The sequence below is a fragment of the Mesorhizobium bavaricum genome, assembly GCF_056781655.1.
On the sequence record NZ_JBXAYV010000002.1, the window covers coordinates 173,332 to 191,953 of the forward strand.

An 18,622-nucleotide genomic window follows, 5' to 3' on the forward strand; every position below is an offset into this window, starting at 1 on the left:
GCAACTTCGCCGGCCGGGAGCCGCCGCGCGCATTCGTCCGAGGACGGCTAATTATTAACGCCCGCCAAATGCAAACCCAGGAGAGCAATAAAATCTCGTTGATCGAAAGGCTGCTGGGATTTTACATCAGTTGCCGTTGGCTCAATCCACCGACCCAACTTTGAAGACAGTGCTCCTCAACTGGAGGCTCTAAGGTGACTTGGCGTAACTCCGAATGTCTCACGGAAAGCGCGTGTAAAATGCGAAGCATTTTCAAACCCGACCTCGATGGCAATATCCAAAAGCGAAGTCCCGGTCTCTGCTAACAGATGACGGGCCCGTTCGAGGCGCACGCGGCGGTACGCTGAGGCGGGCGAGGTCTTAATCGTCTTCATGAAAAGGCGCTCCAGTTGTCTGCGAGACAACCCGACCGCAGCCGACAATTCGGAGATAGAGAGTGTAGTCTCAATGTTGCCTTCCATGACGATCAGGGCGGCCTGAATACGCGTATCGCTGCAGTCCACCGACAGCGGTTTGCGCGGCTGTATATGCCTCGGTGATCGGGCCCTATCGATTTGGAGGACCTCCAAAGCGTTCTTCTCTGCTCGAATACCTATGTGTCTTCTCACTATCGCAGCGGCCATGTCGGCGGTGCTACTGCCGCCGGCACATGACCCTCTCATACGGTCAAGGTTGAAGATGCGGTCCGAGCGTACCAAATGGCCGGGAAACCGTTCTCGAAATTCTTTGTAATGTAGCCAACTTACGCAGGTACGATGCTGCCTCATCAATCCGGCATCGGCCAGAATGAAGGACCCGGTACATACTCCGATCAATGTTACTTTCTTAGCTGCTGCCGCCTTGAGAAAGGCGACCGTCTGGCCGTCGATCGGTATATCTGCAGCCAACAAGCCTCCGACCACAACGATATAATCAAAATCACTTGGATCCAAAAAATTGGAGGTTGGCGCGACGCGCACGCCGCAGCTTGAGGTGATCAAATTGCGGTTGCTGGCCAAAACTTCCCAGTCAGCCAGAACTCTCCCAGATCGATCAGCCTCGTCGCTTGCGAGGCGCAAAGTATCAATGAACATCGCAAACGCAGAAAGCGTAAAGGATTGGGCGAGGATAAAGCCGATTTTGAGTTGGCCGCGTAGGCGAGGTGCATGAAATGTCATTCAAACCTCTGGAACAAGATGTGGACAATACGTGCTCGGTCTCAAACTGAGCTGCGTTTGCTATTGAGCTCACGAGGTCAGCGCGAGGCTGCGATCGTTTGTCTGTTCCAACAAGCTCCAGCAGTATTTGATTGCCAACTCAGTGGTAGGAATGACCAAGTCGTCCGAAGCGGCAAAAGCTGGCGTATGCAAGCCCGACTCGTGACCGGGTTCCCGACTACCAAACCAAAAGTATATTGCGGGCACGCTTGCAGAGTAGAACCCGAAGTCATCGCTTCCTTCAGCTGTTTTATCGTCCCGGAAACGGTCCTTGCCGATTGTGTCGCTAACCATTTGCCTGAATCTCTGCACAAGCTTAGAATCGTTGATTACTGGGGGTTCTCCAGTGCTGATCACACAATCGGCACGAGCTCTATGCAACGTCGCCACACCCAACGCGATGTCGTTCACGCGCTGCACAAGAAGAGATCTTCGTTCCGCGCTCTTAGTCCGGATCGTACCCTCGAGCACAACTTGCGGGCAGATGATGTTACTTGCTTCACCTCCATGGATGGTGCCAACGGTGATTACTGCAGCGTCGTCGGGCGGCATCTCGCGTGAAACCACTTTCTGCACCTCGTTAATGAACGCGGCCGCTATGGCTATCGAGTCCACACCTCTATACGGCGCCGCGCCGTGGCTCATCGTGCCGTTTATGGTCAACCGAAACTGGTCCGCCGACTTTGTAGCCGCGCCTTCCCGGGCGCCGTAGGTGCCTGAAGGAAGATCAGGGCTAACGTGAAATCCAACCGCATAATTAAAACCAGCAAGGAGCGCACCTTCGACGATGGAGCGACCGCCAACCGGTTCAGCCTCTTCTGCGGGGTGAAAAAACACACGGATCTTCCCAGCAAAGTTGTCGCGCATTCGGTGAAAAGCCAAGGCCGTACCCAGTGCGATCGAGCCGTGGATATCGTGACCGCAGGCGTGCATCACGCCCGGGACTTGGGATTGATAGGGGAGATCAGCCCGCGCTTCGTGGATCGGCAGAGCGTCGATGTCGCCGCGAACGGCAATTGCAGGCCCAGCCCCTACAGCCTTACCGACAATATCGACATAAAGTCCGGTGTTATGGAAAGGCCGGGCGCCCTCCACCCCGAAGCGCTCGAGCATCGCCAAGATTCGGCCCTGAGTTTTTCGCTCCTGATTGGAAAGCTCTGGTTCCCGATGCATGGCATGACGCAGTTCGAGAACCGCCTCACATTCCGCCCCAGTAAGGTAGGTGTTATCACGCATGGTCGGAACCGTTCATGTTCTTAGCACAAAACTTAGTCTATCCGCCGTACACCGCACAAATCGATCATCTAGCGACGGCTGACATCGCGAATTTTCTGTAGGCATCCCATATCCAGAATGATCCTACGCTGCGAAGGGCTCAAACTAGCTGAGAGGCCCGCTTAAGGCACTCAATGAGCGGTAGCCGCCACGTTGCTGAAGAAGTGATGTCAAGTGCTAATCATGACCGGTCGTCGCCCGAAGAATAAAGGTCGTCGATGGGGTATTCGCTGAACCGCTTGACATTCTTGGTAACGATATAGGTATATACCTTGTCAATTCCGACATTCATTTCAATAAGGTTGTTGATCACAAGCTGATAATGGCTTATATCGCGGAATACAAATTTGATAACATAGTCAATCTGACCGTTAACGCCATAGCATTCTACCGCTTCGCGACATCTGGCAATAGCGTTTTCAAATTGAAGTACACTGGCGGTGGTATGATCCTTCATGGTGACTTCGACGATCATAACCAACGTTTTGAAAAGGCGATCGATGTCAATGTCCGCCAGGTAGCGCCGGACGATGCCAGCCTTTTCGAGTTCGGCGAAGCCGTTCGAAACAAGGGCTGACCGACAATCCAACCAATTCAGACAGTTTAGCCTTTGTAATCCTGCCATTTTTTTGAATGGCTTGTAGGATCTTAATGTCGATTTTGTCCAGTTTCATTCAGCAGTCTCTTGTTGGGTATCCCTTTGGAAAAAGGCCTCAAATTGCTGGCTTAAAGGTTGATCACGCAGGAGCCCTCTCAACCGCAAGTGCTTTCATGCTGCCGCACAAGGCTGGCGGGCTTCCGAAGGGAATGCGCCAAAGCAAAAGGCCGCCAGCGCGGCGCCGGGCGGCCTCTAGTAGTCTATCGGTTTCTGGCAGCTAGGCCAGCACCTAGTTGTGGGGCTAAACGACGAAGAGCTTACGTTCGGATTTTCCAAAGACCTCAGCGCCCGTCTCGGTCACCCGGAAAGACTCGCTCAGCGTCACGCCGAAATCCTCTTCCACCCAGGTGCCTAGCATCATGTGGAAGGTCATGTTCGGCTCCAAAACGGTCATGTCCGTGGGCTGAAGGCTGGCAGAAGGCTCCAGCCCCATACCGATCGAATAGCCGCATCGGCTGTCTTTCGAGAACCCATGGCGATTGAGTGCACGATGATAGGCGTTGGCGACATCGGCGCAGGTAACGCCCGGTCGGACCGTGGACAGTCCCGCCTCCAATCCTTCATGCACCCCGTCATGCAGCCGACGAAGTTTTTCAGACGGAGGGCCTAAGCTAATCGTCCGCATGATCGAAGCACTATAGTGATGGCACAGGCCGACAATCTCGAAATTGAGTTGCATGCCATTTTCAACCGTGCCCAGGTACCAGTTGAAATGCGCTGTGCCGATACGGGGTCCTGAGGATATATTAGGGACTTTGATGGTTATCGTATCGATGTCTGGCAACCCTGACGCTAGCGCGTGTATGACATCACCGCCAATTTCGCATTCCCGACGACCCGGCCTGGTCGCCGAGATTGCCGCCAGGACACCGGCGTCCGCTATGCGTGCCGCGTCCCGCATGAGGGCTATTTCGGCATCCGATTTGACGAGGCGTTGGGAAAGGATCAAACCGGAAATATCGGCGAGCGTGCCAGCGCCAAGACGGCTTTCGTACTTACGATAAGCTGCCCGGCTAAGAACGCCTTCCTCGAGGCCTAGCAAGCCAGTGTGCGCCCCCGTGTCTTCAAGCATGTCAAGCACGAAGTCGTGCCCGTTCCTTTCGGGGTTACCGACCAATGTCTCAGGATAGCCAATGATATTGTCTCGGGAGATTTGGGTCGTGTAAATGCCTAACGGGACATCCTGTTTGCGCAAGACCAGCTTTGGTTCGGTCCAGGCCGCATCCAGAATCACCATCTGTGGGAGGTATCCGGAACTGCCGATATATCCGCTTAAATAGGTCATTGAACTGCCGTCCGTTGTTAGGACGGTTTGTAGGCCGCGCTGTGACATGGTTGCCTTCAGCGCAGTCCATCGTGCCTCGTATTCGCTTCGCGCGAAAGGCTGTGCGCCTCTTTCGAGAGCCATAGTCATCTCCCTGTATGGAACTGGTGTCAGCGGGCTTCGAGAACGGCTCGGAGGAATTGGCGCGTGCGCTCCTCGCGCGGCTCATCAAAAATAGCTTTCGCTTCTCCGATCTCGTGTAACTGGCCTTGCCACAGGAAGGCCACGCGATCGGCAAAACTCCGGGCAAACTCCATCTGGTGGGTGACAAGCAACATTGTCAGCGTGCTTTCATCGGCGAGCTTCCGGAGCACATTTAACACTTCGCCGACAAGTTCTGGGTCTAGTGCGCTTGTGACCTCATCAAAAAGCATGATGTCGGGCTCCATAGCGAGTGATCTAGCTATGGCGACACGTTGCTGCTGGCCTCCCGAAAGGCGAGAAGGAAGCTCATCGGCCTTGGCACTAAGACCAACCATCTCAAGATAGCGACGCGCCCGCTCTGCGGCCTCATTGCGGGGCAACCCCAAGACTTTACGAGGCGCAACCGCAACATTTTCAGCGGCGGTCATGTGCGGGAAGAGATTGAACTGCTGAAAAACCATCCCAATGCGGCGCCTTTTGGCGCGAGCCGCGGCATTGTCCGAGCGTTGCCTGTCGTGCGGCCAAGAGCCATGGCTCAGCGTTTCCCCATTAACCTTTATCTCGCCACCGTCGATTGCCTCGAGTGTCATCAAGGTCCGGAGCAGCGTCGACTTACCGGAGCCGGATGGCCCGATAAGCGCTAATTTTTCTCCGTGCGGAACTGAAATAGAGACGTCGCGCAAGACGGTTACGGGTCCGTACCGTTTAACTACGTGAATGAATTCACATGCCGGGGCTTGTGGCGTGGAGGGCTCGGCCTTGACGGTTGAGAAGTCGGCGATGGCATTCATCGGATAATCCAGGAGCGCTCTAATAGCCGCGTGAGGCCGGCGGCGATAAGCGACATGAGCAAAAAGAGGATGCCTGCGAGCGTCATCGGCTCGGTATACCGATAGCTTTCGGTTCCGATCAGCTTCGCGGCGGTGAGGAGTTCGAAGACTGAGATGCTGGAGAGCAATGCAGCATCCTTAAATAACCCGATCAAGTAAGTACCGAGCGCGGGTATCATGGGAGGAATCGCCTGAGGAATAATCACCGTTTTCAGCGTTTCGAAAGGTGACATGCTAACTGCCCATGCCGCCTCGCGCTGCGTGGGATGAACCGCCAGCAACCCTGCACGGTATACCTCCGCAATGTAACAGCTGTAGTAAACGCTGAGCGTCAAGACGCCGGCGCTGATCGGCTGCAAGGCGAACCCGAGCTTAGGCAAACCAAAGAAAACCAAGAACAATTGTACGAGCATTGGGGTGCCACGGATGAATTCGATGAAGCCCCCCGAGGCAATTGACAACGTTCGCGACGCACTTAGGCGTGCCAATGCCAGAGGAAGAGCGATCACAAGAGCGATCGCGAAACTTATCATCGACAGCTCAACGGTGAGGAGAGCGGCCGTCAGCAGGCGCGGCAAAATCTCAACGGTGTAGCTGAGTGAAAAAAAATCGGTCATCCTGCCAGTCCAAGGCGTCGTCGGGTGGAGCGTTCGAAGGCAAGCATAGAGTGCGATATGAGTTGGGACAATACGAAATATATCGCGGCCACGAGCAGAAAGATCCTGAATGGCTCAAACAACATAGCGTTCAGCTGAGTGCTTGCTGATGTCAATTCATAGATACCAATCATCGAAAAAACTGATGTTCCTTTTAGGATATCAATCATCGAGTTTGACCATGGTGGGATTAATCGCAACAATGCTTGCGGCGTTAGTACCGTCGATATTGTCATCCAACGGGGCATTGAAAGGGCGTAGGCCGCCTCGCTTTGGCCGCGTGGAACAGCTTCGAATGCACCCCTTATGATGTCGGCCCCATAAGCGGCACCATTGATCGACAGGCCTACTACCCCCACCGTCATCGACGTCAACACTATTCCGAACTCTGGCAACACGAAGTAAAGCCAGAATAGCTGCACTACGAGGGAGGTTCCTCTGATGATTTCGACAAAGAAACGAACCGCGTTACCGAGATAACGGTTGGGCGATATGAGGGCCAAACCGGCTGCGAACGCGAGAAGGGACGACAAAACCATGCAGATGAGTGATAGCTCAATTGTTGCCAGCGTCGCCCAGAACAATTCAGTCGTCACCCTCATTGTTGAGCACCCTTCTCGCGATCTGTCGAAACAGGAGTTATTCAGGCTTGGCGGCGCAAACGTCGCCAGCCGTCTTTAGAATGTCCTGCGTTTCTGCCGCAGATTTCGATCCGAATTTTTCCTGAATCTTCATGGCCTCTCCCGAGTCGACCAGTTTCTTAATCTGAACGTTGAGCTCCGAAACGAAGGCAGCATTTTTCTTCGCAAAGGGGAATCCTACGAAAGCGTACGCAAATTTCGGAGGATGAAAGCCTTTGAGCACCTCGAGCTGGGGCACCTGCTCAACCATATGTTCAGCGGCATCAGAGGTTTCGTTCAATGCCTGGACCTGACCGTTGAGCAAGGCCTGAATCATCGAGTTCTGGTCGGGCAGGGGTATCAAATGATCATCCGGAACGCCCGCCTTCAGCATATAGCCCTGTTCGGCCGAGCCAGCGTATACCGCAGCTTTCAGCTTGTCATCCTTGAAGGAGTTCCAATCCTTGATCCCGTCTGGATTGCCTTTTTTGATGACCAAAGTTGAAACGGCGACGGAATAGGGGATCGTAAAAGCGACTTCCTTACAACGCTCCGGCGTAATGTTCATGCCTGCGCCGACATCGAAGCGCCCAGATTTCACGCCTGGCACGATCGAAGACCACTCTGTAACTGTCGGATTGAGCGTCTTCACGCCCATGCCCTCAAGCGCCTCAGCGAGTGTTTCTACGGAGTTTCCTGTGATTTTGCCGGCGCCGTCATAAAAATAGTACGGCTTGTCCACGATGATTGCGAAACTGAGCCCGTCGGCCTTGGCCTTGTCGGTGAAGTCGTCAGCTTTCGCGAGAGGGATTGCTCCCAATCCAACGCAAGATGCGATCGTGCTAATCAGCAGTCGGGATATTTTTTGCATATCGGTTCCCCATCGGTTCAGCACTTGTTAATAGATGTGCAGAGGCAATCATGGACATTCCGAGACCCATTCTCGTTCGAATTTTGGCCTCGTCACAGAGGTTTCTCCGCGATAAAGGCGAAAATGCAGAAAAATCGTCTGTGGCTCGGGGGAAGGGCATGGCAGTTGTCGATGTCGCAAAACATTTTTCTGTTTCGCAAGGGCGCTGACGCGACCTATGCGGCTCTCGAACAGCAATCACGACATGGTATCGCAGCGGGAATTAAAAACAGGAAGCCTAGAAAGCGGGCTACCATCTCAGCGCGCTCGTAGATTTCGCGACGACCGCCGTTCCACGCACGTCGACCGCCCTGGCCCGCAAAGGCGTAGGGCGGACTCAGTGTATTGCCGCCTCTTGAAAGCAACTAGCAGTCGCGGCCAACCAGCCGATGAACCTGCACTTCGAAGGGCTGCGGCAAGTCCCTGGGCAGCGGCGGGAGTGCTGCCTCCTAGAGCTGCCAAAGATGGATGTCGCTGGTCACGGAGCAGGATACGAATGATCCAGAATCCGCCACTCGGTGGCGTGGTGCAGGTCGGCAAACTCGCAAAGCGCTATAGGGCCGCCGTCTGTTGGTCGACCAGGCGCATTGCGAAGGTCCCCGCGAGCCCCGCACAACCGAACCGGGTGCTCGCAGCCAGTGACGAACATAGCGCGCGCCGCTAAGGCACCATGCTGAGTGCAAGTACCGGCCTCCCCAACTTTTATTAACGCTAAGGGAGACGATAGAGGGGCCGGCCAGTTGCAATCCCAAAGAGGTTGGTAGGGGATCCTCAAGTAGCATGGTGCTTGCCGAATGCGAATCGCGATACCTATTTGGTTGGCGAAGGGCAGCCGACCTGCCTACTGTAGACTTGCTTAATGCGGAAGGAGTCCGGGATATTGGACCGAATAGCGCGCTATATCGCCGCTGACTCGGCCTCTTGAAATACTGCGAGGCAGTTATCAACGTCAATACGTTTGGTATCGAACGATGTAACGAACCTTAACACATTCCCTTGGTCTCTAGACCAGATACCGTATTGAACTCCTGAGCGCTCTAGAAGACTCATAGTACACGCGTCCACCTCGACAAATACCTCGTTGGCTTCTGTGGCATGAACGATCTTCACACCGGTCTTGCCTGAAAGACCTGTTGAAAGCCGGGCTGCCATGGCGTTTGCGTGTTCCGAGTTCCTCAGCCATAGGTCGTTGCGAAGATAAGCAGCCCATTGTGCGGAAATAAACCGCGATTTGGAGGCAAGATGACCAGCGCGCTTGATCCGGTATGCCAAGTCACCTGCTAGAGCTCCGTCGAAAACTACCACAGACTCCGCCGAAAAGGCCCCATTTTTCGTCCCACCGAAACAAAGGACATCGACGCCAGCCTTCCACGTTAGCTCAGCGGGCGTTACACCCAGAAAGGTGAGCGCGTTGGCAAAGCGAGCCCCGTCCATATGTAAGCGCAGACCGAACTTTTTGCATACTTCGCTGATTTCCTCGATTTTGTCAGGGCGGTATACGGTTCCAACCTCTGTTGCCTGGGAGATACTCACGGTGGTAGGTTTCGAATGGTGGACGCCACTTTCGAACGCCCTTTCCACTGTCTTGTCGAGCACAGTCGCTTCCAACCGTCCGTCTGTGCTTTTCAACCCAATCAACTTGGCTCCACCTGTAAAAAACTCTGGCGCCGCACATTCGTCATAAAACACATGCGCCTGATCGCTGCAGAAGATGCTTCCATACGGAGGTGTTAGGCAAGCCAGAGCCAGTGCATTTGCTGCAGTCCCAGTTAAAACAGGGAAAAACCGCAAGTTACATTCGAAGACTGCTTTGAGCGTGTCTTCGACCTCTCTAGTTTGCTCATCCTCACTGTAGGAAGACCCGGTACCGCGATTCGCCAGTATGATCTCATCGATAATTGCATGAGAGATACCCGCGATATTATCGCTCCGAAAATCCATCTTGCACCTATCAATATGTTTATCAAAGGTCCCAGGGGTTGCCTCCATGGCGCCCGTCGCTGAACTTCCGGTCTCTAGAAATCAACGAACCGCGATTGGACTCAACAAGCAGTTGGCGTTGACAGTCGCAAACCGATGCGCTGCAGACATTCTGCATTGGACCCTAAATCCAGTGGCTTTTTCGGATATCGAGGGCTCCAACAGGCAGAGCTTTCGCGAGAACAGGTGAAACTTCGTGCTGCGTGCCGCGCCGAAAAGTCGAGTGAGCTCGTTGGATGGGTCGTAAACGGGCAAACACGGTCTGGCGGAACGCGTCGCAGTTGGGATAGGCTATGCGCAAGGTATAGAATCGAGCCCAGCCGTTCCTTCAGTTACACGCATTGGGAGAATGTGGTGGCAAATGCCGACAGACAAATTCAACAGCTGGTCGAAGAAACCTCATTTATAGATACGCACGAGCATTTGATCGAGGAAAGCCAGCGTCTTAGTGGAGATCTTGGTCAGTACCTACCTTGCGACGATTGGTCGTATCTATTCACGGACTACGTAGTTGACGACCTGGTCGTTGCGGGAATGCCACTTGCCAAACTCAGAGACTTTCTCAGCCCAACCCTTGCCGGTACGGCAAAATTCCAACTTGTCGCGCCACATTGGGACCGCATACGGCATACTGGTTATGCACAGTCTCTACGGCACACGTTCCGCGGACTATATGGCGAGGATGACCTAACTGCCGAAAGCGAGCCGAGGATTGCTGCTAAATACTATGAAACGCGCCAGCCTGGGTTTTATTCGGCCGTATTCCGACGTGCAAACATCGAAAGCTGTCATGTCAACTCGGTGAGCCGAATTTTCATGCTGACAGAGCAACCGAACCTTCTAAAACAGGACATCAGCATCCTCAATTTTTCTCGCTGCAGCCCGGCCGATGTAGCTCGTATTCATGCTGAGACAGGGAAGGAACCCAGTACGCTCCAGGGTTGGCTCGACATCATCGATTATTATTTTTTCACATTTGCCGGTAGAGCAGTCGCCGTGAAGTGCCAAATCGCCTACTCGCGCACGCTGAATTTCGCTCCCGTCGCCGAGGATTATGCGGCGCAAGTGTTTTCAAAGCACGTTGGGATTAAAAGTGGGCATCCTGCCGACCAAGAAGAAGTGAATTCACTGCAAAGCTTCTTGTTTCGATACTGTGTGGATAAGGCGACGCAATACGGTCTGCCGGTGAAACTGCACACGGGCTATCTCGCAGGTCACTCTTGGATGCAACTCGGCCGCGTGCGCGATAACGGTTCAGACGTTGCACGTCTAGCGCGCGAATTTCCGAACGCGCGATTCGTATTGATGCATATTGGATATCCTTACGGTGATGAATACATTGCTCTGGCAAAGCATTATCCGAATATTGCCATCGATATGTGTTGGGCGTGGATTTTGAGCCCGATAGCAAGTGTTCGCTTCCTTAAGGAATTTCTGCTCGCGGTACCAGCTAGCAACATTTTTACGTTCGGGGGCGACTGTGTTGCTGTGGAATCTGTATATGGTCATTCCTGCGTAGCCCGACAAGGAATCTCGATTGTTATTTCTGAACTACTTGATGAGGGCTGGATTGGCCGCGATGAGGCGCCTGCACTCATCGAAAGGATCATGCGCGGCAATGCGCTCAGTTATTTCCCAAACGTTTAGGCGGATCGACCGTGGCTCCGCACCTCTCTCCTTTGACCCCAGCCGTGCACCATGACTCAGCTATGCGGCAGTACGAGTGAAGCGGCCAATGAAGCTTGACTATACCAACAGGATCGCTGCATTTCGGAGCGCGATGGCCACGGCCTCGATCGACTTGGCAGCCATTGGACCGAGTTCCCACATGGATTGGTTGATCGGTTTCCACCCTCACTCTGACGAGCGACTATGCTTACTGCTGATTGGCCCAGCTACGGAAACCCTGGTCTTAGCGGCGCTCAATGCCGACGGCACCCGCACGCGGACTGACGTGGCCTTCCACGTTTGGGAGGACGATATCGGACCCACCAAAACCTTGGTCGAGGCGATCTCGTTTGTAGGCTCGGCCAATGCGAAGCATATCGTGCTTGACGAAACCATGCGTGCGGATTTCGCCTTTCTGGTATTAGATGCATTGCCTATTGCGAGAACTTCATTGGTGAATGAGGCTCTAGGTTTTCTCAGGATGCGGAAGGATAGCGCGGAACGTCGGCTCCTGAAGGCTAATGCCACTATCGCGGACCGCGCGATGACCGCAGCTTATGCCGCGATCTGCCCCGGGATGTGTGAGAAAGAGCTTGCCTCGGTCATTCGAGCGCAGCTTGCAAAGGATGGGGCGTCCCTTGAATTTTGTATCGTGGCCTCCGGTGCCAACGGCGCCATTCCATACCATGAGACGGGGTCTCGCCAATTCGAGGAGGGTGACGCGGTCCTGATCGACTTTGGAGGTCGCTACCAAGGTTTCTTAAGCGACATTTCACGAATGGCAATTGTCGGTGGCCCTCCCCAAGGCTACGCACATATTCATTGGGTGGTTGAAAGTGCTGTTAAGGCGGGGCTCCAGGCGGCGCGGCCGGGTGTCTTTGCGCGCGATGTAGATGCAGCCGTCCGGGGCGTAATTGCGGAGGCTGGGTACGGCGAATTCTTCACCCATAGGACTGGTCACGGGCTCGGCATTGACCTTCACGAACCCCCTTATATTACAGGGACGTCAGACACCCTCCTTCAGGAAGGGATGGTCTTTTCGATCGAGCCTGGCGTGTATTTGCCCGGCCGATTTGGGGTGAGGCTTGAAGAGATCGTGATCCTGCAGGCCGACGGCGCCCAGGTCCTGTCGGATCTTCCTCGGCGGGCCCATGTTTCGCCGCACCCCATCATACGAAATCAAGGATAGAAAGCATGACCTCAACGCAACACCATCAGCCCAGCACACTTATAACCGGGGTGGGCGGCAGTATTGGAACGGCGATCATAGCCTCTCTGCAAATGGCCGGGAAATCCGTGATAACCTTGAGCCATATCGGTATGTCGAAAGGGGACTTGGAAGCCGACTTCCAGGACGACGCGTCTTTGGTGGATGCCGTAAATAGAATTACGCTTCCTCTCGACGGGGTCGTGCTTGCTCACGGCATGCTGCAACCCGGTCCCCTCAGTCGTGTTTCACCATCGGAGTGGCGCAGTCATCTTAATGTCAATCTCAATAGTAGTTACGCGATCCTTCACACTGTCGTCCCCAAACTTAAAGCTGGTGCCAGCATCGTGGTCATATCGTCGACAGCTGGCCTCGATCACAGCCCGGTCGGCGGGCCTCATTACACGGTCAGCAAATGGGCTCTTAATGGTCTTGTACGCCACTTGGCTGCGGAGCTTGGGCCCCTATCCATCAGGATAAACTCTATTTGCCCCGGCTGGATCGACAATCCTATGGGGCGCGCTTTCCTGACCGATGCTGACATTCAGGCGGGTATAGCGGAAATTCCCCTAAAGAGGCCAGGATCTGCCGACGAAGTGGCTTCCGTCGTCAAGTTTCTGCTGGGATCGGAGTCGAGCTACATGACAGGCGCTCTGGTTCCGGTGTCGGGCGGTTATAGGTATTAGCACGGCCGCCCAACCGGCGGTTACATCTCCGTAAACGACAGCTCACATATTGCTGGTTCGACATCCAGGGCTCATGGAATGCCCGTACCTCTCTCAATGATGATCAGCCAGTAGCTATGGCTCCGCCGCGTATTTACGCGAGCGTAAACCACTCTGCGGCCAAACGTTCTGTATGGAGCTCAATTTCGATGCAGATTTTCTTATTGCGCCCCAACAAATGGGCGGAGTTTCGGTAGCTTTAGCAGAACCTCTTCCACGACTGCCAGCTCAAAGCACAGACGGGCAGCAAGCTCTTTATGGGGAACGAATGTCAAAAACCGCAGTTGACTACGAAGTCTTGGCCGCCGGCCTCGCCCTTCCATCGAATGCGCTGATTGACGGTAAACTAGTCCAGGCGAAGTCCGGCCGTACGTTCGAGACAGTCAATCCCGCAACCGAGACGACAATCGCCGTGGTCACCAGTTGTGACGCATCCGATGTCGATCAGGCCGTTGTGGCCGCTCGAAAAGCATTTGAAAGTGGGATTTGGAGCAGGGCGGGCATTGCTAGACGCAAGGATGTTCTTCTCAAACTGGCCAGTTTGGTCCGTAGGGATGCGGAACAGCTCGCCGTCATCGAGTCGTTGGATACTGGCAAGCCGATCACAGATTGTCTTAATGAAATCGGAAACGAGGTTCCAAAGTTTTTTCAGTGGTATGCTGAACTGCTGGACAAGAGCTATGGCAAAGTCGCTCCCACTGAGAATGATGTACTCGCTTTGGTCGTTGAAGAACCGATCGGTGTTGTCGGGCTGGTGCTGCCCTGGAACTTCCCGCTCCTCATAACAGCGTGGAAGGTGGCCCCGGCGTTAGCGTCGGGGTGCTCCGTTGTTTTGAAACCCGCCGAGCAATCGCCTCTGACTTCGATTAGGCTCGCTGAACTGGCTCTCGAGGCCGGATTGCCGGATGGCGTATTCAACGTCGTCCCCGGAACGGGCGAAATCGCCGGCAAAGCTCTCGGCCTCCACGGCGACGTCGATGCGGTGTCTTTCACGGGTTCATCAGAGGTGGGCGCCTTATTCCTCAGGTACGCATCCGATAGCAATCTGAAGCGTGTAGCCCTCGAAATGGGCGGCAAAAGTCCCATGATCATCTTGTCGGACGCGGATATTACCGACGATCTGATCAACCATGCCGCTTTAGCCGCTTACTGGAACGCCGGTCAGAATTGTTCGGCAAACATGCGCCAACTAGTAGATATCTCCAGAAAAGACGAGTTCATCGAGAGACTTTTGGTCAAAATTCGCTCTCTCAAGATTGGGAATCCGCTTGATCCATCGACGGAAGTCGGGCCAATGATCACAGGAACCCATAGAGACCGCGTTCAAAATTTCATCAAAATCGGACGGGACGAAGGAGCAACGACCGTACAGGGCGCCGATGTCCCATCCAAGGGCTTTTACATCCCGCCAGTCCTTTTTACCGACGTCACGCCTGACATGACGATTGCGCGCGAGGAGATCTTCGGCCCGGTCCTTGGTGTCATCGCCACCTCAAGCCCTGAAGAAGCTTTGCGCATTGCACGCGATACCAAATATGGGTTGCATGCCTCAATATTCACGAAAGACTTTGCGAAAGGTTTTGCCTTGGCCCGACGTATCCCGTGTGGGACGGTTTCGATAAACTCGTTTTCAGAAGGCGACGTCACTACGCCCTTCGGTGGCTACAAGCTGTCCGGGTCCGCTGCCAGGGACAAAGGACTCGAAGCCATGCAGCAATATCAGCAGACGAAGACCATCTGGTCAGCGGTCAGCCCGGGGTTATGACGATCGTCCGCGAGTCGACAATTCTAATCACAGGAACGTTTTTATGGCATTCGAGAAACCTTTCGCTCCTGCCGAGTTTCAGAGACGCCTCACGGACGTCAAAACCCGGATGGAGCTTGCCGGACTTGACCTTCTCATATGCCAAGATCCAGCCAACATGGGTTGGCTCACTGGGTTCGACGGATGGTCCTTTTACACGCCGCAGGCAGTGGTCGTGCATCTAGACCAGGAACAACCGATATGGTTTGGCCGTGCGCAGGATGCGAGGTCCGCAGCAATCACCACCGACCTAACGCCTGACAACATCGTCCCGTTTTCCGAGAGGCTGGTTCACCAGCCTGAGGACCATCCTTTCGATGAGCTTTGCGATTTGATTAAGGCCCGCGGCTGGGAAACAGCGCGCATTGGTGTTGAGCTTGACGCTCTCTACTACACCGCACGGGCGCATCGGCATATCGTCCAAGGCCTTCCTGCGGCGCAAATTGTCGACAGCCGCGAACTGGTCAACTGGGCGAGGCTCGTGAAATCAGACGCGGAACTTGTGTATATGCGTCAAGCCGGTCGTCTGATCACTAAAGTGATGAACGAGGCCATCACACTTACCAAGCCAGGCGTTCCGGAAAACGAGATCATTGCCGAAGTCTATAGGTCCCAAATTCTGGGTATTGACGCGAAGCACGGCGATTACTCCAGTGCCTGTCCATTAATTCAAGTCGGTGAGGGGACGAGCACGCCTCATCTCACTTGGACAAGCGCCCCGCTGCCGAACAGCGGTCTGGTAGTGATGGAGCTGGCGGGTGTTAGGCGACACTACCATGCGCCGCTCAGTCGCACGATTTCGGTCGGTAGACCTTCCGACGCAGCTAAGAAACTAGCTGATGCAATCATTGAGGGCGGAGACGCCGCCCTTGCAGAAGCCAAGTCAGGAGTAGTCACCGAAGAAGTCGAAGCGGTCTGGCAAAACGTGTTGCGAAAGTATGGTTATCGCAAAGACAGCCGTGTCGGCTATTCTATCGGCCTGAATTACCCACCGGATTGGGGCGAGAAGACGGTGAGCCTGCGAAAGGGCGAAAAAACCGTCCTTCAGCAAGGGATGTGTTTCCACTTCCAATCCGGAGTCTGGCTTGAAGACTTTGGAATTGCGATATCGGAGTCGTTCGTGGTTACAGATAAGGGCGGTGAACGTCTCGCCGACGTTGACCGCCGCCTCTTCACTGTTGGCTAGAGCGGACGGCCGGATTGACCAAAGCGCTCCAAGACTGCGCCATGATCGTCGTTTCGGGCGGCGTGAAGATGCAACACCGACATGCGACTGCGTTTACGCCGCGGATCGTCGCACCCGCAGCATGCTCACCGAAAAAGACTATCGCTGGTCACCTCTCAGATAGCGGCTTGCTGTCCAACGCATTGTCTGAATCGATGGCCGCCAACCGATTCAAGACATTGATGGAAATTTGAGATGCCGTTCCCAGCCTATGGAAGGGCCGGCATCTCCCCATCACCGACCCGCCAGGTCCACGCGCTCATCTCCGGCCGGTTCGCGATCATATCCTGCAACGAGGCCTCGAACGCTTCGTCCGCACCGGCCGGGACGACAAAGAGCGCGATCGGCTGCGGCCTGTTCTGGAGCGAAGCGTTGGCGATCGGCTGGTCGGTTCGCAGGTCGTAGCGCAATCCCTTCATACTCACTCGCGCAGACGAGCAAGGGCATCGACAAGCCGCTTTTCTGGACCGTCTCGGAAGGCATCCAGTTCGCGGACACCACCATCAACGCAATCTCCTCGACAATGGCGAGGTCGGCCAGGTTCAGTCCGAATGTCGCGACGCCGCCAGCATTGCCCGGCGCGAGCGACAGCATGACGCTCGAGGAAAAGCTCGAGGCGATCTGGAACATAACCCCTGTCGAGCTCAGGGGGACCGCCCGCAATGCAGACCCCGAGACCGGGTGGGCCGAACATCGCGGCAAACGCACGATTCTCGTTAACGCCGGAAGGCATGATGCTGCCTTCAGGCTGCTCGATGATCTGTCGGATCTCGAGATCGCCGAGTACCTGTCCAAAGTGCGATTGCGTCGGAGTTGACGAAGGAAGACGACGATGGGCATCTATAAGAACCGCGCTTCGGCGGCAAAGCGTCTCCATCACGGTGACCGACTTTCGCTCAATGGATGCACCGCGTACGGCCCATCTTCAAGCTGTTGAGACATGCGAGACCGTATGGCCAACTGCAACGAGGATACAAGCATCCGGCCTTCAGCAAAACTTCAGTGCCTGCGACGCGGGAAGTACCCGGCATTGCGTAAAGCGCCGATGAACAGGCTGGCCGGGCCTGCGATACTCGTCCTGGCCTGCGTTGCGAGCGGCAGCGTGTTCCAGTCCTCCAACGGAGCGATAAAGTTGGAGAAAGTGCCATTGACCATGCAATGGCTGGTCAACAAGCCCTGCTTATCCAGCACCAGAACCCCTGTCTGATTGCTTGGATACCGGATGGCGGCGACGCGCTGAAGTTCCATGTCGCCATCGATGCGCAAATTGAAAAGCAGGACGCCGTGGCTTCTATGGGCGATTTCCGCGACTTTTTCCGCGAAAGGAACAGAAAGCGCACGAACGCTATCGACTGCCATCCCGAAAACAAGCGCGTCCAGCTCATCCGCCGCCATGAGAAGATTAGTTCCCAAGAATATAAGGATTGCAATCGGTCCAGCCGGATTGTGCACAGTCATCGCACTCCGCCGGCTAGACGCCTGAGCATCGCGTGTATGAGGCAGCTCTCTCTCGGTAGGCATGTTTGCCCCCGTTGATTGAACCGATTGCCCAGGCCCATGACACACCGCTTGCTCGTTGCGGGGCTTCTCCGATAAAGCACGGCGAAAGCGATATGATACGTCGGGTACTCGCTAACACGAACTGCGACTTGGCTAGCAAGTCATGCTCACATCAAGGAACAGACTATGAAGCGCCAGATCCGGCCATTCATCGTGGAAGTGAAACAGAGGCGCGGTAAGCAGAAGCCAAGCCGTTCGATCTGGGGCGATCTCGACCTGTCCAAGATTGCCGCGGAGATGACGCAGCCGGCTCATGCTGCTCCGCTCCCAAATTCGGAGGTCATTGACTTCAGTATAAGACCCCTTGATGCTGAAGAAGGGGAAAAACCACAAGCGGAGTATATCATGGCCGATTTTCAGGACGCTCAGACTGTTCAGACAACAGTAGCGCCAGCCAAAGTGGAAGTGCCTGAATCGAAGAAGAAAGTTCCGCGAGCAAAGAAATCGAAGGCAGAGCTCGTAAAGCCTTCCCGCAAGAACGGAGCGAAACCTGCGCCCGCGGCCGCAGAAGCTCCCGTGGCAGCGAAGACCGCCCGCAAGACATATTCCGAGAAGGAACGCGCCCAGAAGCTTGCCCAGATCGAGAAATCGATCGCTGCCGGCGCGACCAGCAAGATTGCGGTCGGCCAGGCCGGCATATCGGAGCAGACCTACTATTATTGGAAGAGGGCTGCCGCACCTTCCTCAGACAGCGGCGATCTCCGTGATCTTGTCGCCCTCGAAGAAGAAAACAAGCGCCTCAAGAACCTGCTTGCCGAGCGTCTGCGCAAGGAAAATGCCGAGCTCAAGAAGAAGCTGGGCCTGGCCTAAGGCATCGTGAGCATCGCTGGAAATTCCGCC

20 protein-coding genes are annotated in these 18,622 nt (G+C 54.9%); 8 read left to right on the forward strand and 12 right to left on the reverse strand.

All coding sequences use genetic code 11. The annotated features are described in order from the left end of the window. Positions 1-176: 176 nt before the first annotated feature. The 10 genes from AC1RZR_RS37030 to AC1RZR_RS37080 all read right to left on the reverse strand — a co-directional run bounded on the left by AC1RZR_RS37030 (position 177) and on the right by AC1RZR_RS37080 (position 9,602). A complete protein-coding gene (locus AC1RZR_RS37030; protein WP_481829880.1) occupies positions 177-1,157 on the reverse strand; it encodes a GlxA family transcriptional regulator in 981 nt (326 codons plus the stop codon). A gap of 69 nt (positions 1,158-1,226) precedes the next feature. Beyond that, on the reverse strand, positions 1,227-2,432 hold the full coding sequence (locus AC1RZR_RS37035) for a M20 metallopeptidase family protein (protein WP_481829881.1): 1,206 nt from the start codon (positions 2,430-2,432) through the stop codon (positions 1,227-1,229). Between the two features lie 220 nt (positions 2,433-2,652). Continuing rightward, complete coding sequence (locus AC1RZR_RS37040; RefSeq protein WP_488657414.1) at positions 2,653-2,946, reverse strand: Lrp/AsnC ligand binding domain-containing protein; 294 nt, start codon at positions 2,944-2,946, stop codon at positions 2,653-2,655. A gap of 28 nt (positions 2,947-2,974) precedes the next feature. Next, positions 2,975-3,145: an Lrp/AsnC family transcriptional regulator gene (locus AC1RZR_RS37050; protein ID WP_481829882.1), complete on the reverse strand. Its 171-nt coding sequence runs from the start codon at positions 3,143-3,145 to the stop codon at positions 2,975-2,977. 225 nt (positions 3,146-3,370) lie between these two features. Continuing rightward, the gene (locus AC1RZR_RS37055) at positions 3,371-4,537 is read right to left on the reverse strand and encodes a M24 family metallopeptidase (protein ID WP_481829883.1); all 1,167 of its coding nucleotides are present in this window, start codon (positions 4,535-4,537) and stop codon (positions 3,371-3,373) included. Positions 4,538-4,563: 26 nt separating this feature from the next. Next, complete coding sequence (gene ehuA, locus AC1RZR_RS37060; RefSeq protein WP_481829896.1) at positions 4,564-5,400, reverse strand: ectoine/hydroxyectoine ABC transporter ATP-binding protein EhuA; 837 nt, start codon at positions 5,398-5,400, stop codon at positions 4,564-4,566. Next, positions 5,385-6,044: an ectoine/hydroxyectoine ABC transporter permease subunit EhuD gene (ehuD, locus tag AC1RZR_RS37065; RefSeq protein WP_434725490.1), complete on the reverse strand. Its 660-nt coding sequence runs from the start codon at positions 6,042-6,044 to the stop codon at positions 5,385-5,387. The genes ehuA and ehuD overlap by 16 nt, the downstream gene beginning before the upstream one ends. Continuing rightward, the gene (locus AC1RZR_RS37070; protein WP_434725491.1) at positions 6,041-6,685 is read right to left on the reverse strand and encodes an amino acid ABC transporter permease; all 645 of its coding nucleotides are present in this window, start codon (positions 6,683-6,685) and stop codon (positions 6,041-6,043) included. Before AC1RZR_RS37070 ends, ehuD begins: the two co-directional genes overlap by 4 nt. A gap of 37 nt (positions 6,686-6,722) precedes the next feature. Then, positions 6,723-7,574 (reverse strand): transporter substrate-binding domain-containing protein, encoded by an 852-nt coding sequence (locus AC1RZR_RS37075; RefSeq protein WP_481829884.1) that lies wholly within the window; start codon positions 7,572-7,574, stop codon positions 6,723-6,725. Between the two features lie 936 nt (positions 7,575-8,510). After that, entirely contained in the window at positions 8,511-9,602 is a 1,092-nt protein-coding gene (locus AC1RZR_RS37080) for a threonine aldolase family protein (protein WP_481829885.1), read from the reverse strand. Between the two features lie 345 nt (positions 9,603-9,947). On the opposite strand from AC1RZR_RS37080, the gene AC1RZR_RS37085 reads away from it, so the two are divergent. The 6 genes from AC1RZR_RS37085 (at position 9,948) to AC1RZR_RS37110 (ending at position 16,416) form a co-directional block, all read left to right on the forward strand. Next, positions 9,948-11,240 carry an amidohydrolase family protein gene (locus AC1RZR_RS37085; RefSeq protein ID WP_481829886.1) on the forward strand — a complete coding sequence of 431 codons (1,293 nt, stop codon included), beginning with the start codon at positions 9,948-9,950 and terminating at the stop codon, positions 11,238-11,240. Between the two features lie 88 nt (positions 11,241-11,328). After that, complete coding sequence (locus tag AC1RZR_RS37090; protein WP_481829887.1) at positions 11,329-12,450, forward strand: M24 family metallopeptidase; 1,122 nt, start codon at positions 11,329-11,331, stop codon at positions 12,448-12,450. Positions 12,451-12,455: 5 nt separating this feature from the next. Then, positions 12,456-13,154 carry an SDR family NAD(P)-dependent oxidoreductase gene (locus tag AC1RZR_RS37095; RefSeq protein WP_481829888.1) on the forward strand — a complete coding sequence of 233 codons (699 nt, stop codon included), beginning with the start codon at positions 12,456-12,458 and terminating at the stop codon, positions 13,152-13,154. Between the two features lie 172 nt (positions 13,155-13,326). After that, the gene (locus tag AC1RZR_RS37100) at positions 13,327-14,958 is read left to right on the forward strand and encodes an aldehyde dehydrogenase (protein WP_481829889.1); all 1,632 of its coding nucleotides are present in this window, start codon (positions 13,327-13,329) and stop codon (positions 14,956-14,958) included. 43 nt (positions 14,959-15,001) lie between these two features. Continuing rightward, entirely contained in the window at positions 15,002-16,183 is a 1,182-nt protein-coding gene (locus tag AC1RZR_RS37105) for a M24 family metallopeptidase (RefSeq protein ID WP_481829890.1), read from the forward strand. Positions 16,184-16,197: 14 nt separating this feature from the next. After that, positions 16,198-16,416, forward strand: coding sequence for a hypothetical protein (locus AC1RZR_RS37110; RefSeq protein WP_481829629.1), 219 nt, complete (start codon positions 16,198-16,200; stop codon positions 16,414-16,416). Positions 16,417-16,431: 15 nt separating this feature from the next. Here the strand turns inward: AC1RZR_RS37110 and AC1RZR_RS37115 are convergent, their stop codons facing one another. Beyond that, on the reverse strand, positions 16,432-16,641 hold the full coding sequence (locus AC1RZR_RS37115; protein WP_481829630.1) for a DUF1173 family protein: 210 nt from the start codon (positions 16,639-16,641) through the stop codon (positions 16,432-16,434). A 173-nt stretch (positions 16,642-16,814) separates the two neighbouring features. Between AC1RZR_RS37115 and AC1RZR_RS37120 the strand changes: the two genes are divergently transcribed. Beyond that, on the forward strand, positions 16,815-17,039 hold the full coding sequence (locus tag AC1RZR_RS37120; RefSeq protein WP_481829631.1) for a hypothetical protein: 225 nt from the start codon (positions 16,815-16,817) through the stop codon (positions 17,037-17,039). 182 nt (positions 17,040-17,221) lie between these two features. Here the strand turns inward: AC1RZR_RS37120 and AC1RZR_RS37125 are convergent, their stop codons facing one another. Then, positions 17,222-17,680, reverse strand: coding sequence for a hypothetical protein (locus tag AC1RZR_RS37125; RefSeq protein WP_481829632.1), 459 nt, complete (start codon positions 17,678-17,680; stop codon positions 17,222-17,224). Positions 17,681-17,908: 228 nt separating this feature from the next. Between AC1RZR_RS37125 and AC1RZR_RS37130 the strand changes: the two genes are divergently transcribed. Further along, on the forward strand, positions 17,909-18,592 hold the full coding sequence (locus tag AC1RZR_RS37130) for a transposase (protein ID WP_481829633.1): 684 nt from the start codon (positions 17,909-17,911) through the stop codon (positions 18,590-18,592). The last annotated feature ends 30 nt before the right edge of the window (positions 18,593-18,622 follow it).

Bases quoted from the DNA above. Each gene is read 5' to 3' on its own strand.
- AC1RZR_RS37100 (WP_481829889.1), top strand. From the start codon at position 13,327: ATGGAGCTCAATTTCGATGCAGATTTTCTTATTGCGCCCCAACAAATG.
- AC1RZR_RS37115 (WP_481829630.1), bottom strand. From the start codon at position 16,641: ATGAAGGGATTGCGCTACGACCTGCGAACCGACCAGCCGATCGCCAAC.
- AC1RZR_RS37120 (WP_481829631.1), top strand. From the start codon at position 16,815: ATGACGCTCGAGGAAAAGCTCGAGGCGATCTGGAACATAACCCCTGTC.
- AC1RZR_RS37055 (WP_481829883.1), bottom strand. From the start codon at position 4,537: ATGGCTCTCGAAAGAGGCGCACAGCCTTTCGCGCGAAGCGAATACGAG.
- AC1RZR_RS37130 (WP_481829633.1), top strand. From the start codon at position 17,909: ATGAAGCGCCAGATCCGGCCATTCATCGTGGAAGTGAAACAGAGGCGC.
- AC1RZR_RS37125 (WP_481829632.1), bottom strand. From the start codon at position 17,680: ATGACTGTGCACAATCCGGCTGGACCGATTGCAATCCTTATATTCTTG.
- ehuD (WP_434725490.1), bottom strand. From the start codon at position 6,044: ATGACCGATTTTTTTTCACTCAGCTACACCGTTGAGATTTTGCCGCGC.
- AC1RZR_RS37050 (WP_481829882.1), bottom strand. From the start codon at position 3,145: ATGAAACTGGACAAAATCGACATTAAGATCCTACAAGCCATTCAAAAA.
- AC1RZR_RS37080 (WP_481829885.1), bottom strand. From the start codon at position 9,602: ATGGAGGCAACCCCTGGGACCTTTGATAAACATATTGATAGGTGCAAG.
- AC1RZR_RS37040 (WP_488657414.1), bottom strand. From the start codon at position 2,946: ATGATCGTCGAAGTCACCATGAAGGATCATACCACCGCCAGTGTACTT.
- AC1RZR_RS37105 (WP_481829890.1), top strand. From the start codon at position 15,002: ATGGCATTCGAGAAACCTTTCGCTCCTGCCGAGTTTCAGAGACGCCTC.
- AC1RZR_RS37030 (WP_481829880.1), bottom strand. From the start codon at position 1,157: ATGACATTTCATGCACCTCGCCTACGCGGCCAACTCAAAATCGGCTTT.
- AC1RZR_RS37070 (WP_434725491.1), bottom strand. From the start codon at position 6,685: ATGAGGGTGACGACTGAATTGTTCTGGGCGACGCTGGCAACAATTGAG.
- AC1RZR_RS37075 (WP_481829884.1), bottom strand. From the start codon at position 7,574: ATGCAAAAAATATCCCGACTGCTGATTAGCACGATCGCATCTTGCGTT.
- AC1RZR_RS37090 (WP_481829887.1), top strand. From the start codon at position 11,329: ATGAAGCTTGACTATACCAACAGGATCGCTGCATTTCGGAGCGCGATG.
- AC1RZR_RS37035 (WP_481829881.1), bottom strand. From the start codon at position 2,432: ATGCGTGATAACACCTACCTTACTGGGGCGGAATGTGAGGCGGTTCTC.
- AC1RZR_RS37095 (WP_481829888.1), top strand. From the start codon at position 12,456: ATGACCTCAACGCAACACCATCAGCCCAGCACACTTATAACCGGGGTG.